Origin of the sequence: Clostridium sp. UBA6640 (genome assembly GCF_002455975.1) — a bacterium.
Taxonomy (GTDB): Bacteria; Bacillota; Clostridia; order Clostridiales; family Clostridiaceae; genus Clostridium_J.
This window is the reverse complement of the sequence record NZ_DKLM01000118.1, coordinates 12,110-27,296: the sequence shown is the minus strand read 5'-3', so window position 1 is coordinate 27,296 and position 15,187 is coordinate 12,110. Positions and strand designations below refer to the sequence as shown.

Annotated in this window: 22 protein-coding genes and 3 pseudogenes; all 25 read right to left on the bottom strand. The window is 29.6% G+C overall.

The genetic code is table 11. The features are described 5' to 3' along the window. Positions 1–255 precede the first annotated feature (255 nt). On the bottom strand, positions 256–702 hold the full coding sequence (locus tag B2W91_RS12850) for an SMI1/KNR4 family protein (protein WP_291581508.1): 447 nt from the start codon (positions 700–702) through the stop codon (positions 256–258). A gap of 30 nt (positions 703–732) precedes the next feature. After that, positions 733–1,014 (bottom strand): hypothetical protein, encoded by a 282-nt coding sequence (locus tag B2W91_RS12845; RefSeq protein ID WP_291581507.1) that lies wholly within the window; start codon positions 1,012–1,014, stop codon positions 733–735. A gap of 171 nt (positions 1,015–1,185) precedes the next feature. After that, the gene (locus tag B2W91_RS12840) at positions 1,186–1,797 is read right to left on the bottom strand and encodes an immunity protein Imm33 domain-containing protein (RefSeq protein ID WP_291581506.1); all 612 of its coding nucleotides are present in this window, start codon (positions 1,795–1,797) and stop codon (positions 1,186–1,188) included. A 52-nt stretch (positions 1,798–1,849) separates the two neighbouring features. Beyond that, entirely contained in the window at positions 1,850–2,077 is a 228-nt protein-coding gene (locus B2W91_RS12835; RefSeq protein WP_291581505.1) for a hypothetical protein, read from the bottom strand. 673 nt (positions 2,078–2,750) lie between these two features. After that, positions 2,751–3,179 carry an SMI1/KNR4 family protein gene (locus B2W91_RS12830; RefSeq protein ID WP_291581504.1) on the bottom strand — a complete coding sequence of 143 codons (429 nt, stop codon included), beginning with the start codon at positions 3,177–3,179 and terminating at the stop codon, positions 2,751–2,753. Positions 3,180–3,192: 13 nt separating this feature from the next. Beyond that, a complete protein-coding gene (locus B2W91_RS12825) occupies positions 3,193–3,420 on the bottom strand; it encodes a hypothetical protein (protein WP_291581503.1) in 228 nt (75 codons plus the stop codon). 1,382 nt (positions 3,421–4,802) lie between these two features. Beyond that, positions 4,803–5,003, bottom strand: coding sequence for a hypothetical protein (locus tag B2W91_RS12820; protein WP_291581501.1), 201 nt, complete (start codon positions 5,001–5,003; stop codon positions 4,803–4,805). A gap of 189 nt (positions 5,004–5,192) precedes the next feature. After that, positions 5,193–5,579, bottom strand: coding sequence for a hypothetical protein (locus tag B2W91_RS12815; protein WP_291581499.1), 387 nt, complete (start codon positions 5,577–5,579; stop codon positions 5,193–5,195). 47 nt (positions 5,580–5,626) lie between these two features. Further along, positions 5,627–5,830 carry a hypothetical protein gene (locus B2W91_RS12810; protein WP_291581498.1) on the bottom strand — a complete coding sequence of 68 codons (204 nt, stop codon included), beginning with the start codon at positions 5,828–5,830 and terminating at the stop codon, positions 5,627–5,629. Positions 5,831–6,054: 224 nt separating this feature from the next. Beyond that, positions 6,055–6,483, bottom strand: a complete 429-nt coding sequence (locus B2W91_RS12805; protein ID WP_291581496.1) for an Imm26 family immunity protein — start codon at positions 6,481–6,483, stop codon at positions 6,055–6,057. A 1-nt stretch (position 6,484) separates the two neighbouring features. Next, entirely contained in the window at positions 6,485–6,835 is a 351-nt protein-coding gene (locus B2W91_RS12800) for a hypothetical protein (RefSeq protein WP_291581495.1), read from the bottom strand. Further along, positions 6,836–7,171: pseudogene (locus tag B2W91_RS12795) on the bottom strand (polymorphic toxin-type HINT domain-containing protein); the annotation flags it as partial. A gap of 406 nt (positions 7,172–7,577) precedes the next feature. Next, the gene (locus B2W91_RS12790) at positions 7,578–7,973 is read right to left on the bottom strand and encodes an Imm44 family immunity protein (protein WP_291581494.1); all 396 of its coding nucleotides are present in this window, start codon (positions 7,971–7,973) and stop codon (positions 7,578–7,580) included. A 13-nt stretch (positions 7,974–7,986) separates the two neighbouring features. Next, a complete protein-coding gene (locus B2W91_RS12785; RefSeq protein ID WP_291581493.1) occupies positions 7,987–9,348 on the bottom strand; it encodes an RHS repeat-associated core domain-containing protein in 1,362 nt (453 codons plus the stop codon). A 407-nt stretch (positions 9,349–9,755) separates the two neighbouring features. After that, positions 9,756–10,184, bottom strand: coding sequence for an SMI1/KNR4 family protein (locus B2W91_RS12780; protein WP_291581491.1), 429 nt, complete (start codon positions 10,182–10,184; stop codon positions 9,756–9,758). A 573-nt stretch (positions 10,185–10,757) separates the two neighbouring features. Continuing rightward, positions 10,758–11,177 carry an SMI1/KNR4 family protein gene (locus B2W91_RS12775; protein WP_291581490.1) on the bottom strand — a complete coding sequence of 140 codons (420 nt, stop codon included), beginning with the start codon at positions 11,175–11,177 and terminating at the stop codon, positions 10,758–10,760. Positions 11,178–11,191: 14 nt separating this feature from the next. Continuing rightward, positions 11,192–11,419: pseudogene (locus B2W91_RS12770) on the bottom strand (HNH/ENDO VII family nuclease); the annotation flags it as partial. 310 nt (positions 11,420–11,729) lie between these two features. Continuing rightward, positions 11,730–12,182 (bottom strand): hypothetical protein, encoded by a 453-nt coding sequence (locus tag B2W91_RS12765; RefSeq protein ID WP_291581489.1) that lies wholly within the window; start codon positions 12,180–12,182, stop codon positions 11,730–11,732. Between the two features lie 10 nt (positions 12,183–12,192). Then, positions 12,193–12,498: a hypothetical protein gene (locus B2W91_RS12760; protein ID WP_291581487.1), complete on the bottom strand. Its 306-nt coding sequence runs from the start codon at positions 12,496–12,498 to the stop codon at positions 12,193–12,195. A 27-nt stretch (positions 12,499–12,525) separates the two neighbouring features. Then, entirely contained in the window at positions 12,526–12,762 is a 237-nt protein-coding gene (locus B2W91_RS12755) for a hypothetical protein (RefSeq protein ID WP_291581485.1), read from the bottom strand. A 214-nt stretch (positions 12,763–12,976) separates the two neighbouring features. Continuing rightward, positions 12,977–13,192: a bacteriocin immunity protein gene (locus B2W91_RS12750; protein WP_291581483.1), complete on the bottom strand. Its 216-nt coding sequence runs from the start codon at positions 13,190–13,192 to the stop codon at positions 12,977–12,979. A 262-nt stretch (positions 13,193–13,454) separates the two neighbouring features. Then, positions 13,455–13,853 carry an Imm48 family immunity protein gene (imm48, locus tag B2W91_RS12745; protein ID WP_291581481.1) on the bottom strand — a complete coding sequence of 133 codons (399 nt, stop codon included), beginning with the start codon at positions 13,851–13,853 and terminating at the stop codon, positions 13,455–13,457. Between the two features lie 18 nt (positions 13,854–13,871). After that, positions 13,872–14,369 (bottom strand): hypothetical protein, encoded by a 498-nt coding sequence (locus tag B2W91_RS12740; RefSeq protein ID WP_291581480.1) that lies wholly within the window; start codon positions 14,367–14,369, stop codon positions 13,872–13,874. An 8-nt stretch (positions 14,370–14,377) separates the two neighbouring features. Further along, complete coding sequence (locus tag B2W91_RS12735; protein ID WP_291581479.1) at positions 14,378–14,821, bottom strand: hypothetical protein; 444 nt, start codon at positions 14,819–14,821, stop codon at positions 14,378–14,380. A 24-nt stretch (positions 14,822–14,845) separates the two neighbouring features. After that, a pseudogene (locus B2W91_RS12730) lies at positions 14,846–14,935 on the bottom strand (polymorphic toxin-type HINT domain-containing protein); the annotation flags it as partial. Between the last annotated feature and the right edge of the window lie 252 nt (positions 14,936–15,187).

Sequence of the window (15,187 nt, the reverse complement as noted above, 5' to 3'; positions counted from 1 at the left end):
ATCTATATTCTTAATAGACTCATTACAAAATTTTAATATTTCTCAGTGATGGATTTTAACATTTCAAGACATAATACTATTCTATCATTATAAAAAATATGAACCAGCCTACTTAAATTTCAGCTGATTCATTTCATCTTTTCACTGCATTATTAATATTATGCAGTAAGTTATTTTTACTAGTTTTATTGAATCTACTATAGTTTATAGGAAACTATTTTTTGCAGTTACTTTATTGAGTATTATGCATTCAACTTAAATTTCATCTTCTTCATCTTCTATTAACTGATTAAAATACTCAAGGTAACTCTTCCATTCATCAGGCTTAGATATAAAAGATTTATCCTCTAATTTACTAACTTCTATTGAATCACACCAAATTATAGCTGGGGTGTTTTCTGTATCCATTACTATAATACTTTCTGGTGGTTCAGCTAAAACTATAAATCTTAATGGTAAATTTATATTCTTTCTTAATCTATTAGTTTCTTCAATCACATTAGAGCTACCATCCTTATCTGAAAAAGAATAATTACTAATCCCTCCTAAATATCCACCACTGTAAAACATTGCAATTTCACGAAAATCTTCTGGCAATTTGACATCTAACTTTTTTTCTATTTCATCTAATTCTAAATTATCAATTCCATCCTGCTCTTGTAACTGCAAAAAATGCTCTTTTAATTCATCTACTTCTTTCATAATAACTTCCTCCAAATTTTGCATCCTATACTATTTTATTTCTTCATTCAATATATACTCATTCCAACCTGTATATGGCGTAATTCTAATCCCCTTTTGAAACAATTCCTTTGCTGATAAAGTATAACAATAATTCTTATAATACTCTTTTGCACCATTATTAGGATTAATTCCATATATTGAACCATCCGATCTCTCAACTAAAATATCAGGTCTTTTACTTGATTTCTTTCCATCTGGAGCTTTAAATCCTCTTTCTGGTAGCCTTTGCCCACCTGCTATAACTGTACCATCTGTAACCGAATCAGCCATCTCTTCTATCGTTTTGTTATGTAGTCCTGTACCAAAGTTTTAGCTTCAGTATCACCCTTATCAGATGATTCTAATCCAGAACAGTTGTTATGTAACTAATAGCAATACTACTTTTATTGATTTTATTCTTGATTATAAACAATTGCTTTTATGTGGCTAGTTTATTCTTTATTATGCATTATACTTTTTTAATAAATCCATATCATTCTCATCCAGAACAGCTTTTAACTCATCCTTATCTAAAACAGCCATATAACCATTTGGTAATGCTAGCACTTTTATTATTGATGGTCTAATCTTTAATAATTGATATGCATAATACGTTTCTAACTCATCAGTAGCAATTGATTCATCAACTGAACCGATATACCATCCTGAGTCACCTTTCTCATGTTTCTTAACTCTTTCTAGATAAATGTTATCTAGCGATAACACTCCCTTAGTCCATACTATTTTGTCTTGAAACGAAATCATTTCTCCATCTAGCTTCAATTTATTTAAGAGAGTACCTTGTTCTAATTGTATCCATAAGGATATGGTTAAGTCATCTGTGCTTTCGCTAAATGGATTTCTGCTGTAATCAGGTGCAACTACATTGAATCCCTCGCCATCTTCTACTATTGTAAAGATGCTCCATCCTACTTGAACTTTAAATTTATCCTTTAGTTTGCTTGATTCAATATTACCTATTATTTCAAGAAGTGCTTCTGCTTGTTCTTTTAAGTACCCTTCAGAATTTACCTTGAATATTTTCCCACCAATATTTCGTTTAATACTTATCATTTCTTCACCCTCTCTTCAATCGCTTTTTGCAATGCAGTTCTAGCTGAACTTTTTAGTTATAACATATTACTTCTTGTTGACTTTCTGATAATTGAGGAAAACCAGGCGTATTAGCAAGTTCTTTCATAGGTACAATATGTCCTGCTTCAAAAACATTTGTATCATATCCATAAAGAGATTCTACCTTTGGCCCTTCTGGATTTACCCTCTTCCTAATTTCATTACTTGGCATATTACCTGCATTGTCTCCTGCCGCTTGCAGCTTAGGTTTACTTTCCACCTTACTAGCAGCATTCTTTTGGATACGCCCTAAGACCTTCAGTAAATCTATTGATGCCTTTGCTATTTTTGATGCTGGAATTTCGACATCTGTTTTAGGTATATTTTTGAATTTATAGTTCCACTTATTAAACTTGTTCCTCAGCCACTTCTTGCTAACTCTTGTCCACTTTTATCTGTTTATAATATATCACTATCTTCCTCATATATGTAGTTTGTTATATTAACTTATCTTAAACGCTTCTGTCATCTTATCCTCTCAATTAGACTTATCTTGAAATTTTCAATTAATTGATACATGTTATTGTCCCTTCAACTTCTTTAANNATTATCAATCCTATGATTTCCTTAGCTTTCAGTTTACAGTATTTTTTGAAACCTTGTTATCTTAGCTTCTAAAGATATTTCAATATATGAAAAAAAGGTTAATGCTCCTATTACTGAAACATTAACCTTTTTAATTGTTTTCACTGCATTATTTAAGTTATGTGGTTAGTTTTTATGCTATAAAATAGTAAAGACTAATGCATTGACTAGATTGTCGTTATATAACCTCTACTATTAGTTATCTTGTAGCTAGATTATTTGTAATTATGCAGTTAAAATACTTTCTATATTTCACTTTTTTCTTAATTATGCTATTAGATAGATTATTAATTTGCATTCAGTTATTATTAACAATCAAAATACTCTTTAAGGAAATCGCTGAAGCTACTCCATTCTTCGTTAAGCTCTCCCTTTTGTAATAATTCATCTCCCCCCTCAAAATTGACCCTATAAACTTTATCAGTCTCACTATCCAATACTATTACCTCATTTGCTGATATCTTAGTTAATACAAGATATTTTTTATTAAATCCATATTCATCTCTACATATACTGGTGGACTTTACAATATTGTTGTTCTCTTCTACTATATCCATTAATTCTACACCTAAAGGTTCTTCCCAAAATGGACCAGCATATGTTGTATAGAATTGAATGAATTCTTTTAATGGACTTATGTTTAATTCCTTTAGAGCTTTAATTACCTCATCCTTATTACTTCTTAAATATATATTATCACTCAATACTTCTTCTAAACCATTTGGTAATATATTCATTATTTTACTCCTTTCATTGCATCTCTCCTCTAATTTTCCAATATTCAATTGAATCTACTTTTGGGAATGCCTTTCTTACTTCTTTACTCATTAGATTCAATATATTTAATTGGTCTTTATATGGATGTAATGTTCCAACATTACCCTCCTCATCTAATACAGATGCTAATCCATATCTTTTTGCTGCTTCTGCATTCGTTAAATTTCCTCTCTTTTTATGTGTAAAAAATTGCAAGTCCATTCCACGTTCTGCTGATTTGGATGATGTCCCTTTATCTATTGATGTTTTTGATCCCTGAGCTATGTTGCCGTTAGGTAAACTGCTTAGTACTTCTGGAACTGCATTTTTAAGCCCACCAAATATGTTTTTAAAATTTGATTTTATAGCAGATACAAGATTTGAAACATTTTTAATTAATCCTTTTAACTTCCTTAACTACATTATTTAAGTTATGCAGTATTAAATTTTCTTAGTATTATTGATTTAACTATATCCTGTCATTTTCATTTTTTATGCAGTTAACTTATTCCTTATTATGAATTTAAATATTCACTATTTCAACATCTACTTTTTCTGACATAGAATCATTTAGTGTCATTAAAATTATTCTTATCAAATTTCTACCATTGCTAGTTATAAAGTATACTCTAAGTTTGACCATACTATTTTTCCATCTTTATCAAGTTCATATACTATTGATTTAAAAGCTTTTGATTTTTCAACTAAATTATCTTCTTCATCATAATAATATTTGAACAATCTTATTCCTCCATTCTTAAACTCACCTTCTAATATTTCAATTGTTGCATCAATATCATCAGATATATCATTATTTTCTTCTAATATACTTACTATTTCATCTACTCCTACACTTTTTCTAAAACTCCATTGTTTATCCCTATTTTCTTCTTTTTCATATTGCCAAGGATTTTCGTATAATGTAATTCTAATGCAATTCTCTGATATTTGTTTATTTTCATAACACTCTTGAAAATTTTTCAATATTTGTTTGGGTATATATTTGAAATAACCTTCTCCATACCACATCATCCAACATGACCCAAACCATAAGCTATTTACATTATGAAAATGTCCTGGATTAAATTCAATATCTACTATATCGTCATCCGGAAATATTTCATCTTTCTTAATTCTTATATTTTCAATTGATTTACCTTTTATTCGATACACATCCAAATCTTCATTATTCTGCCAAAACCAATCATCTAATGAAGNNAATGAACATGCATATGCAACTATTCCTTTATTTTCAACCATAAATTTATTAACAAGTGATAAAATAAAATTTTTATTTTCCTCAAAAATATCTTGTTCTAAATTACACGATAATGATATTATCTCTTTTTTATTACTAGTCTTATAAATTGATATAGAATTTCTATCATCTTTAATAATTATATTATTATCATCTTCAAGCAATTCTGATTCTATATTTTTATAAAATTTTTCTTTATTGAATTCTCGCAGCTTTCCTCTTGTTAGCTTTTTACAGCTCATGTCAATTGGATGAAAACAAATCATAATATCAACCCATGTCTTTAAATCTTGAATATTAACTTTTTCACTATTTAAAATAATATCTATATTTATTCTTTCACTCATTATTTAAGCTCCTTTATAATCAACTTTATCCCTTTCTTTTTACTCTCTTTAATTAAAAAGTCTAAGTCAAAATTGTTCTTTGTTCCTTTCGGTATCCTTACATCTAATATTTTATTTGTTAACTTACCATCAACTTTTATTCCACTATTCAAATCATTTAAATAATCTATAGCCTTATTAGTTACTCCACTTCTACTCATACTTGGTAAATTAGGGTGTATTATTTTTAAACTTATTGCATTATTACCTTTTTGAAAGTCAATAATAAGAAAATATCCACCTTGTGATGAACCTATATTATACCAATCCTTATACTCTGTAGATGCTAAAATCTTTTCTATTACGTCTCCTCTTTCGGTAGGCCTTAACTTCCATACATCACTTAATTTTCATGGGTCAACAACTTTAGCTGCTCCCTTAATAGCATTTTCAACAACATCAGCACTTCCCTTTTTATGTGCAAAAAGTTGCAAGTCCATTCCACGTTCTGCTAATTTGGATGATGTTCCTTTATTTATTGGTATTTTTGATCCCTGAGATATGGCACTATTAGGTACATTGTTTGGTACTTTTGGAGCTGCATTGTTAAGTCCTCCAAACATATTTTTAGGATTCCATGATTTTTTAGAAAGATAACTTTTTACGTTTTTCATGGTACTTTTAGCACCTTTAACTGCTTTGGATTTTTCTAAAGCTGTTATTGGTTTAAGTTCCATTATCATTTTAGGTAAGATTTCAGGTTTAAATATTACTTTCCCTGCTCCATGAAATGCCATTTCAAATATAGCTTCTTTTGAGCCCTCACTAATAGCCTCAACAACATCTATTTCTTTTTATTAAAAGTTTGATATATTGCATTTGTTCCTACTCCTGATGCAAAAGCAGTCGCAAGATATACAACTCCATTTGCTAATCCATGTGCTACATTATATGCATATCCAAATCCAGCTGTTGCCCCAACTAATGCTCCAACTCCCGCAGCTTTTAAGTATGATTTTGCACCCCTGTTTATTTTTCCATCATCCATATAGCCAGCTACTAAAAAATAATAAACCAGCCTACTTAAATTTCAGCTGATTCATTTCATCTTTTCACTGCACTATTAATATTATATGGCGAGGTTCCCCTACTCTCTTCATCAAATTGATATGCAATTAATAGTTTTTGTGTTATTGCTGATTACTTTGTAATTTTGCAGTGAATCCACCTAATGTTTTGTACTCAGAAACAACCCTTATCAATTCTTAAAGATTAAATTTTATTCCATTTATCTTCTCCCATTATCCTATCAATAATATGATGTGCATCCCAAACAGCGGCTTCTTCCAGCCCTTCACATTCCTCTTGTGTTGAAGGAATCATTTCACCTTTGTGATATATACGATAACTGCCATTTATCTGATCAAGAATATACCGTTTTGGTGGCCAGGATTCTTCTTCATTATTAAATGGTCTATTACCTACCACTGTCCATGCTCCACCCTGTAACACATCTCTGTATACACTAACTATAAATTGATATTCTTCTGTTTTTGGAATATCTTCAATACTACTACCTATATATTTATATATAGCTATTCCTGCATCTTTCATTACTCTACCAAATGCATACATTCCATTTGGCAATGGTATAGCATAAATATCCCCCAATTTCACTCTTTTTTTTCTTTTTTTCTTCATATTATTTAAACTCCTCTCTAGCGGCTTCCATATATTCACCTTTTTTATCGTTATTAGGCCCTATTCCATTTATAGCATTGCCTGATGTCCCTCCTTCAGACTTTGGACCACCATGCGCTTCTATTAGTTGTTGTTCTCTTCCTCTAATAGCATCTTTGTTTGGTGATGTTTGATCAAGTTTTGCCTTACCAAATCCTTTACTATTCATATGATGTCTAGCGTCTCTTTTCGCGACATTATCTGCCGGAACACCTGTACCACTCGTTCTTCCCGAATATACTTCACCAGTGGTTGGATTTGTTTTTGTATAAGTCTGATAAGTTTTAATGCCAGAACACTTATTATGCACCAAGATATTTTTTTCAGATACAAAGTAAGTATGAAAATCTTCTACTTCAAAGTTATATACTTTAACTTTATTTTCTAACTCTTCTTTTTTAATAGAAGTTATTTCTTTATTTTCTCCTGAGTAAAGCCTTACCTTATCTCCTAAAGTTAGAGATTTTGCTTTTACCCAACCTTCACCATCTACATAGAATGGATGCTCTGGAGTAGCTTCTATTGTTTCTTCTCCTACTGTTACATGGATTAATATACTACTCTTGTTTTCAAATACATTTTTAACAGCTTTTAATCCCTTTTCTCCAGTATATATGTCTTGTGCATAAACCTCATCGCCTTTTTTTATTTCCTGCTAAGCCATAGGTATAAGATGCTATTTTTCCTGTTGGCTCTTTTACATAAGATAATCTATTTAGGTTATCTTATGAATTCCATTAACTTTTAAGCAGAATCATTAAACCTAGATATTCCTTGCTTATCAAGTTATACATCCCTTATATCTTTGTCTTACTTGCTCTTAAATATAATAATATTGATTAACTAAGAACTCCTTTATCAATTAACAATATTATTTTAGTTACTAAAAAATAATGAACCAGCCTACTTAATTTCAGCTGATTCATTTCATCTTTTCACTGCATTATTGAAATTATGCATCATATTTTTTATTAACTTTTCTTTTTCTTATAATGTTTTTATAAAATTAATTTTCTTGCAGTTTTTAACATCATCTTTTTGTATCCATATTTGGACTACATTTCAATTTCTAGAAACTCTAATAAATCCTTTTGGAACTTGTCATAATCCAATTTTCCTTTACGACTAATAGCTTTTACAGATGCTAAAATATTATTAACAATTAATCTACACTTATTATCAATATCTGAGTTAACATACTCTTCAAAATCTATACTCTTTCTAATATCAATTAATCTATATTTAATTTTGTAATTAATACTATTTCTCCATTTAGGATCAACATCCAAATCTTCTGGTGCTATTACTGGAGTTATAGCTATAATATCTATAATGTCACTATATTTCTTATCCTTCATAAAAATCATGATATTTCTACACATTCTATAAACATCATCATCAATACCATAAATATCCTTATAATATGATGGTGAATTAATATTTAAATCCATATTATCACTCCGTTTACCATCTACTTTTATTTAATGGTGGTAGTATCTTATATTTATCAAAATAGTACTCTATCATATCATGTTGCCAATTATGTATATCTACTTTACTACCACTATCCATAATATTCATTATGGCATTATTATTATTTAAATACTCTCTTGTATATCTGCTGTTAGGATGTATTGTCTCCCCAAATTTTAATATTTCTCCCGTATCTTTGTTAACTAAAGAATATCCATAATTAGTATTTGAATTTAATAATGAATTACCATGGTTACCAGTTGTTGTAGTTTTCACCCCAATTCCATTTTTTTGCTTATATTGTGCCCAGCCATCGCTCATTCCTGCATTGTCATACTTACCTGCATTTGCTGATTGGAATTCATTCCATGTCTTTATTTTAGGGTCTGGCGCCCCCTTAAGCATATTACCTAAGCTATCTCCTGAAGCTGGTAAATTATATGATGCCCCTTTATTTACTGGTGTTTTTAATCCCTGAGATGCATTACCGTTAGGTACACTGCTTGGTACTTCTGGAACTGCATTGTTAAGTCCGCCAAAAATAGTTCCAGTATTTGATTTTATAGCAGATACAATGTTTGAAACATTTTTCATAACAGCTTTAACATCTTGTACTGCTTGTTTTTTGAAGCTGGCTGTTACTTCTTTAAATGACATTTTTGCTTTTGGTATTGGTATTTTTGCCATAGCATATTGGAAAGCTTGAGAACCTGCTTCAGCTGCTCCATATTTTATTCCTTGATCTATTGCTTTGGTTACATTTATGTCTCCACCATTGTATATTATATCACCTAGTAAGCTATCTGCCATTCCATAGGCTGCCATTCCTGCTATCATTGGAATTCCACTTAGTGATGCAGTTGCTACATATGCTCCATACCCATATCCAAGAGTTGCTCCTACTAAGGCTCCAACTCCCGCAGCTTTTAGGTAGGATTTTGCACCTCTATTGATTTTCCCGTCGTCTAAATAGTCGGCTACTAAATTAATTCCAGCACCTGCTACTGCTCCCACAGCAGCACCTATCACATGCCAAGCCCAGTGTCCTGTTGGATCATAGTATTCTATTGGATTATTATGACAATAAGTATATAGATTTAAACTTAATGGATCTTCATCGTTTCCTCTATAGGTGTCTTCTTGCATAAATCTTGCTGTTACTGGGTCATACATTCTAGCTTTTAAGTAGTACTTACCAGTTTCACTATCATATTCATAGCCTGAATATCTATATGGGTTATCTATAGAGCCTGTTTCTTCTAAAATGTTTCCAAAAGCATCATAATAATAGCTCGCTAATATATCTCCATTGCTATTTAGAAGTTTTGTTACATCTGCATGTCCATTATACATATAGTAAGCAGTTATATCACTATCTTTTTCATTTATAGTTCTGCTTATTAAACTTGTTCCCCAAACATTTGTTGCGAGTTCCTGTCCATCTTTATCCGCTTCTAATATAACATTATCTTCATTATATAGATAGTTTGTTATATTACCTTGTACCTATTTTATTATTCTTATCTCTTCATCATTGTATTTATTTTCAGTAGCTATCTTTATTTATTATTTTATGAAGCTTATCATACTCAATTAGACCTATTTTGAAGTTCTCAATTATTTCATGCATTACCTCTAACCCTCTCTATTTCTTTACATAAAAATAGAATCAATGCTTCTCATTTCAAGTATTGATTCTATTCTTAGTCATAATATATATTTATTTTTTCTTTTAGTTACAACTTACTGTATTATTGAAATTATGCAGTTAATACATCAATACCAACATTATTAATTAATAAATCCTTTAAACTTGGTGATATTTTTATAGCCTCATCTATATCTAAATCTCCGAATCTACATAAATATATCCCGAATCCTTCATTACCATATAAATACATCAATGCTCCCCCTCCTTCATCATCTCCTATAGCCAATGATTCAGGTAAATATTTCTGAATATTATAAGCTTCATTCAATTCATTACATCCTTTTGGTCCCCATATTCTAATATACACTTCTCCATCTACACATATTTCAAGTTCAGTATTTTCTTTTACTATTTCTATATATTCTTCTGGGACTTCTATTGATGATTTTATCTTTAGTAATTCTATATCCTCTTTGGCTGCTGCTTCTTTAACAACATCTAAAGAAAATCTATTACTTAATTGTTTTAATATACTCATTTTATATCAATCCTCCTATTAGGAACTATTTCAACCTTTTATCACCTTATATTAAAACAGAAAATATCAGCATTAATCTAGTATCAATATTTCGCTTTTAACGATATTTTCTTTTAGCTTTAGAAGATATTTATACTATTAGTTTAATTCCTTATGCCCCATATCCTCCCGTTGCTCTTTTCTAGTCTTGAGTTCCATTATTTATATGTTTCATCTTTTCAATTTTTTTTACTTCTGAGTGCAATTGATTTACCTATTACATATTATTTGTTCTTTTTGCTCCTCGATTTCAAGTGGAATTAAGAACGCTAGTATTTCCTTAGCTTTCAGCTTGCGGTGTTTTCATAAGCCTCCTTATATTAGCTTTTAAAGATATTTCATTACAAGAAAAAAAGATTAATGCTCCAATTAATGAAATATTAATCCTTTTTAACTTCTTTCACTGCATTACTTAAATTATGCGGTTTAAATTTTTCTTACCCTTATTGATTTAATTATAATTTACAATTAGTATTTTTTATGCAGTTAGCTTACTCTTCGTTATATATTTAGACTTTATCTTATCAATTTTTTCTACATATTTTCTATTTCATCATTGAATCTATCAGCTAAGAAATCTAAAAATGTATTGTATCGCTCACCTAATACTCCACTTATTCTATCCCATGCAATTATTTTTCCATTATTTATATCTATACAATACAACCATTCATCACAATTTTCTACTACTATTAAATTAGTCGACAATCCATAATTTCGATATTCCAATGTAATATCCTTAAAAACTGCTCTATTTGCTTTAGATATACCTAGTATTTGCACTGCTCCTATTCCACCTTGTCCATAATTCTTTATAAACCATTTGTATTGACTTGGTATATTAAACCCTAACTCCTTTTCAGCTACAGTAATTAAATTATCATATGATATATTTCCAATAAAATCTCCATCCTCTGAATACTCCTCTATTATACCTATTATTTTTTCTTGCATTAAATCTCTTCCTCCTATTTAATAAAGTCTCTATATCTAGATCTCCAATATTTACTTCTAAAATTATCATACTGCTTTTCTAATATTGGGTTATTTCTAAAACTTTCACCATCTACAACTAATCCATGAAGTTGATTAGTATACTTTTGATAGATAGTTTCTAATGTTTCTACCATCACTCCTGGTTCTTGTTGTATTAAGTGCTGTAGTTGTATGGGCCTTCCATCACTATCAATTGGAGCTCTTCCCTTTTCATTAGCTTAAGATTAGTCAATTCAGAATCTTTGTCATAGTATTATACATCTCTTATATCCTTTTCTTACTAGGTCCTAAAGGTATTAGCGTCGATCACCTAGGAAGTACTTTATCAATCACAGGTACTTATTTAGCTACCAAAAATAATGAACCAGCCTACTTAATTTTAGCTGATTCATTTCATCTTTTATACTTCTTAGTTTATTATTTTGTAGTTACCTTAAATACTATTTTACATTTAGATTCACAAACATTATTATTTCAAGATTTTACTCTTTTTAATATCTTCTAATACAATTAATATGCAGAAACTACACTAATACACTCTTCTTTACTAAAACACGTATTATTTATTCTATAATTTATAAGTATTTCTTGTATTTGCTTTGGTAAATCTGATAAATATAATTCTTTATCCGGTTTACTAACCAATTGGTAATCTTGTAAATGCTCCTTCCCATTTGAAACATCGTAACAAAAAATACCTTTTCGGGTCATATTTATACATTCCTCAAGATAATTATCACTTGGATATTCCGCAACTGACTTATTAATAAGCTTAGCTTCTGCAATATAAATACTTAGTGCATCAAAATATTCACACACTATGTCCAAATTTTCTCTAGATTCACAAATAAATTCCGGTACACGTCCTGTGCCTCCAGTTGTAAATTGTGCAATATTATCATCACCATCAATCGCATACCATTCTAAATCTTCGATTTCTAAATCAAATTCTGTTATTCTCATTTTTAGCCTCCTATTTATATGGATTACCAAATACCTCCAAGCAATTATTACATGTAGGTTTTACCTCTCCCGTTCTCGGTCTTACTGCTTTTGTAAATCTTATATCTTCAATATAATTTCCTGTATTTAACAGTTGATTTACACTTCTAAATTCCGCGCATGCACCAACTGTATTTTTTCTATTAACTCCTTTTGAACCTACTCCCCCTATTTGCTTTGCTTTATTTATAAGCTGTGAATTTATATTATTTGGTATTTCTTCAGCAAAATCAGCAATAACATTACCACTTTCTAAATCATATACACCTATTGCCATCGCTTTTCTTTTAGCTCTAGGAGTATTTTAAATCAAAGCACCTCTTGCGTACTCTGCATTTTTGTATATATCATATTCTCTTATAGTTGTAGACGCATGTCCTTCAGGTCCAACATAAAAATTAGCTTCAGTCGCCCCCTTAAGCATATTACCTAAATTATCTCCTGAAGCTGTCAACTGAATTTTACTTGGCCCCTTACTAACAGCATTCTTTGAGGTCTTTGCTATTTCTGATACTGGAATTGAAACATCTGTTTTAGGCATATTTTTAAATTTATAGTTCTACTTATTAAACTTGCTCCCCAAACATTTCTTGCTAACTCTATCAAAATATCTATTATACAAAAACTACATTATTAATATTATGCAGTTAGCTATTTTATTACTATCATTAAATTTATAGTTCTTTCAATGTTCTCTTTAATTATACATCTACATCATTGCTATTTATGCAGTAAGATGTCAGTAAATTTAACTTCTAAAGTTGTATTGGTTTATAAGCTAATGCTATATCTACTATTTGTTCAGGAGTAAGGTCTTTTTCATTCCAATATATTAAATCACTTACCTCTGGATGTGGAACATTTCTTTCTACAACTTCTATCATTTCATCAATCTCTTCTTCTGTTCCTTCACATTCTACTATTTTGCTTACTAAACTTATCAGTTCTTCTCTTGTTAATTTTTCCAACATATATTTTTCACTTCCTTATTTATTAAAATGGAATCCCCTATCTAATATTTCTTGATACTTTCCTAAAGAAGATATTATTATATTATATATTACTAAAAAATAATGAACCAGCCTACTTAATTTCAGTTGGTTCATTTCATCTTTCAAATTAATTATTACAATTAAGAAGTTTTTTATTTTATTCATTGATTTCTATATGCTTTACTTATATCTTTTATTATGAAATCAGAGATATTGTAATTTTGTAGTTAAGAACATTATACTAATTACTTACTATAGTATCGATGATATATGTTAAATTATCGTATACTTCTTTTTCTTTAGTTTCTTTATAATCATAATAGGCTTGTATCCCTCTATGGATAATAGTATACATAGTTGGATGATATTCTCTATTGGTGCTATTTATTAATGTTTGTGCAAATTCACATGCCTGCTTTTCTGAATATTTAAATTTACTTATTAATATGCTAATCATCGTCCCATGTACCTTAGGCGGTTCGACTTTTTTCTCTAGTGCATATGCATTAATCATACCAAATACAAATGCAGATATTATTTGTCTTTCTACCTCTGATGTTTCTTCAAACCTAATTTCTAATATTTTAAATAAGTCATTTGTCATTGTTGAAGAATATATTGCGAAATCACCATTGCACATATTAGGTCCTCCATTCTCCTAGTAAATTATTATTTTGCCATTAGGATACGTTCCCTTCCACCCACAAGGAATATTGCCATTTTCATAAATTTTGAGTATTTCTTTATAGAAAGTTGGTTCCATATAATCGCAATAAGTATATGCCATTATTATACCAAGGATATCCCATTCTATCTGAATTATTATTGATTCTTCATCTAGATTGAATTCATTAGCCATACTTATAACATTATCTTTAATATCAGCCAATATAGTTCCTTTTATATCCTTTACTATACAGTTCCACACTTGGTGATATTTGTCTGGGTGATTCTTAAATAAATAAGCTGTTAACTTATTTTGTTCCTCTAATCCTATATTTTCCCACCTAGTAGTACTGATATGCTTGATAACACTATTAATATCTTTTATATAACTTACATCATATACAAGTGGTATTTCTAATTTCTTTCCACAGTTTTTAAACCATTTAATTTTTTTTATTCTATCAACGGCCTCTTTATTTATTTCCATCATAAAATTCCTCACTTTAGATTTATTCTTCCTGGTATTCTAGGGACATTCATCTTACTTGTTAATCTATAATCCAATTGTTGCCTGACCGCTTCCCTCATAGCCTGAATACTCTGCTCTTTACTAAGCCCTGCATTCTGTAATGATTCATATAGTGCCTTATTATACTGTGCCATTTCGGGTTTTAACCCATATAATTCTCCACCATTTCTGTACTGACTCCAAAATTCCTCCATACTTTTATGTGCATTATAATGCTGACTTCCTATATCAGTAAATATATTTCCTTCTAACTTTATTGCCACTCCTTCTTTTGTTGGAATTACATCTCTAAATGCTGCATCTTGGTTTAAGTGATGTGACTGTCCTACTATATTTTTATTATTTTTTAATGTTCCACGCCTTTGGATTAGAATATCATCAGCTTGTGTCTCCCCCTGAGCAAATGATCCCAAGTTAGAACACTTATTATGCACCAAGATATTTTCTTTAGATACAAAATAAGTATGAAAATCTTCTACTTCAAAGTTATATACTTTAATTTTATTTTCTAACTCTTCTTTTTTAATAGAAGTTATTTCTTTATTTTACCCTGAGTAAAGTCGTACTTTATCTCCTAAAGTTAAAGATTTTGCTTTTACCCAACTTCCAACATTCAATTATCTCTATAGAATAATACTAGCTGTTTATAAAACCAATTTAATTTTTTGTTAATACCTATATAATTCAAATAATATTATTATGTATTAAAATTCTAACATAGAAAAGAATTTAGCTTATATTTATTCTTCTAAATAAAAAAATCTAATAACATAAGTTAT

Excerpts from the sequence above, each read along its gene's own strand:
- B2W91_RS12765 (WP_291581489.1), bottom strand. The coding sequence starts at position 12,182 with ATGAGAATAACAGAATTTGATTTAGAAATCGAAGATTTAGAATGGTAT.
- B2W91_RS12845 (WP_291581507.1), bottom strand. The coding sequence starts at position 1,014 with ATGGCTGATTCGGTTACAGATGGTACAGTTATAGCAGGTGGGCAAAGG.
- B2W91_RS12825 (WP_291581503.1), bottom strand. The coding sequence starts at position 3,420 with ATGGACTTGCAATTTTTTACACATAAAAAGAGAGGAAATTTAACGAAT.
- B2W91_RS12750 (WP_291581483.1), bottom strand. The coding sequence starts at position 13,192 with ATGTTGGAAAAATTAACAAGAGAAGAACTGATAAGTTTAGTAAGCAAA.
- B2W91_RS12850 (WP_291581508.1), bottom strand. The coding sequence starts at position 702 with ATGAAAGAAGTAGATGAATTAAAAGAGCATTTTTTGCAGTTACAAGAG.
- B2W91_RS12840 (WP_291581506.1), bottom strand. The coding sequence starts at position 1,797 with ATGATAAGTATTAAACGAAATATTGGTGGGAAAATATTCAAGGTAAAT.
- B2W91_RS12755 (WP_291581485.1), bottom strand. The coding sequence starts at position 12,762 with ATGCCTAAAACAGATGTTTCAATTCCAGTATCAGAAATAGCAAAGACC.
- B2W91_RS12780 (WP_291581491.1), bottom strand. The coding sequence starts at position 10,184 with ATGAGTATATTAAAACAATTAAGTAATAGATTTTCTTTAGATGTTGTT.
- B2W91_RS12790 (WP_291581494.1), bottom strand. The coding sequence starts at position 7,973 with ATGGATTTAAATATTAATTCACCATCATATTATAAGGATATTTATGGT.
- B2W91_RS12820 (WP_291581501.1), bottom strand. The coding sequence starts at position 5,003 with ATGAGTAGAAGTGGAGTAACTAATAAGGCTATAGATTATTTAAATGAT.
- B2W91_RS12740 (WP_291581480.1), bottom strand. The coding sequence starts at position 14,369 with ATGATGGAAATAAATAAAGAGGCCGTTGATAGAATAAAAAAAATTAAA.
- B2W91_RS12815 (WP_291581499.1), bottom strand. The coding sequence starts at position 5,579 with ATGGCATTTCATGGAGCAGGGAAAGTAATATTTAAACCTGAAATCTTA.
- B2W91_RS12810 (WP_291581498.1), bottom strand. The coding sequence starts at position 5,830 with ATGGATGATGGAAAAATAAACAGGGGTGCAAAATCATACTTAAAAGCT.
- B2W91_RS12830 (WP_291581504.1), bottom strand. The coding sequence starts at position 3,179 with ATGAATATATTACCAAATGGTTTAGAAGAAGTATTGAGTGATAATATA.
- B2W91_RS12760 (WP_291581487.1), bottom strand. The coding sequence starts at position 12,498 with ATGGCAATAGGTGTATATGATTTAGAAAGTGGTAATGTTATTGCTGAT.
- B2W91_RS12785 (WP_291581493.1), bottom strand. The coding sequence starts at position 9,348 with ATGTATAATGGACATGCAGATGTAACAAAACTTCTAAATAGCAATGGA.
- B2W91_RS12775 (WP_291581490.1), bottom strand. The coding sequence starts at position 11,177 with ATGCAAGAAAAAATAATAGGTATAATAGAGGAGTATTCAGAGGATGGA.
- B2W91_RS12805 (WP_291581496.1), bottom strand. The coding sequence starts at position 6,483 with ATGAAGAAAAAAAGAAAAAAAAGAGTGAAATTGGGGGATATTTATGCT.
- imm48 (WP_291581481.1), bottom strand. The coding sequence starts at position 13,853 with ATGTGCAATGGTGATTTCGCAATATATTCTTCAACAATGACAAATGAC.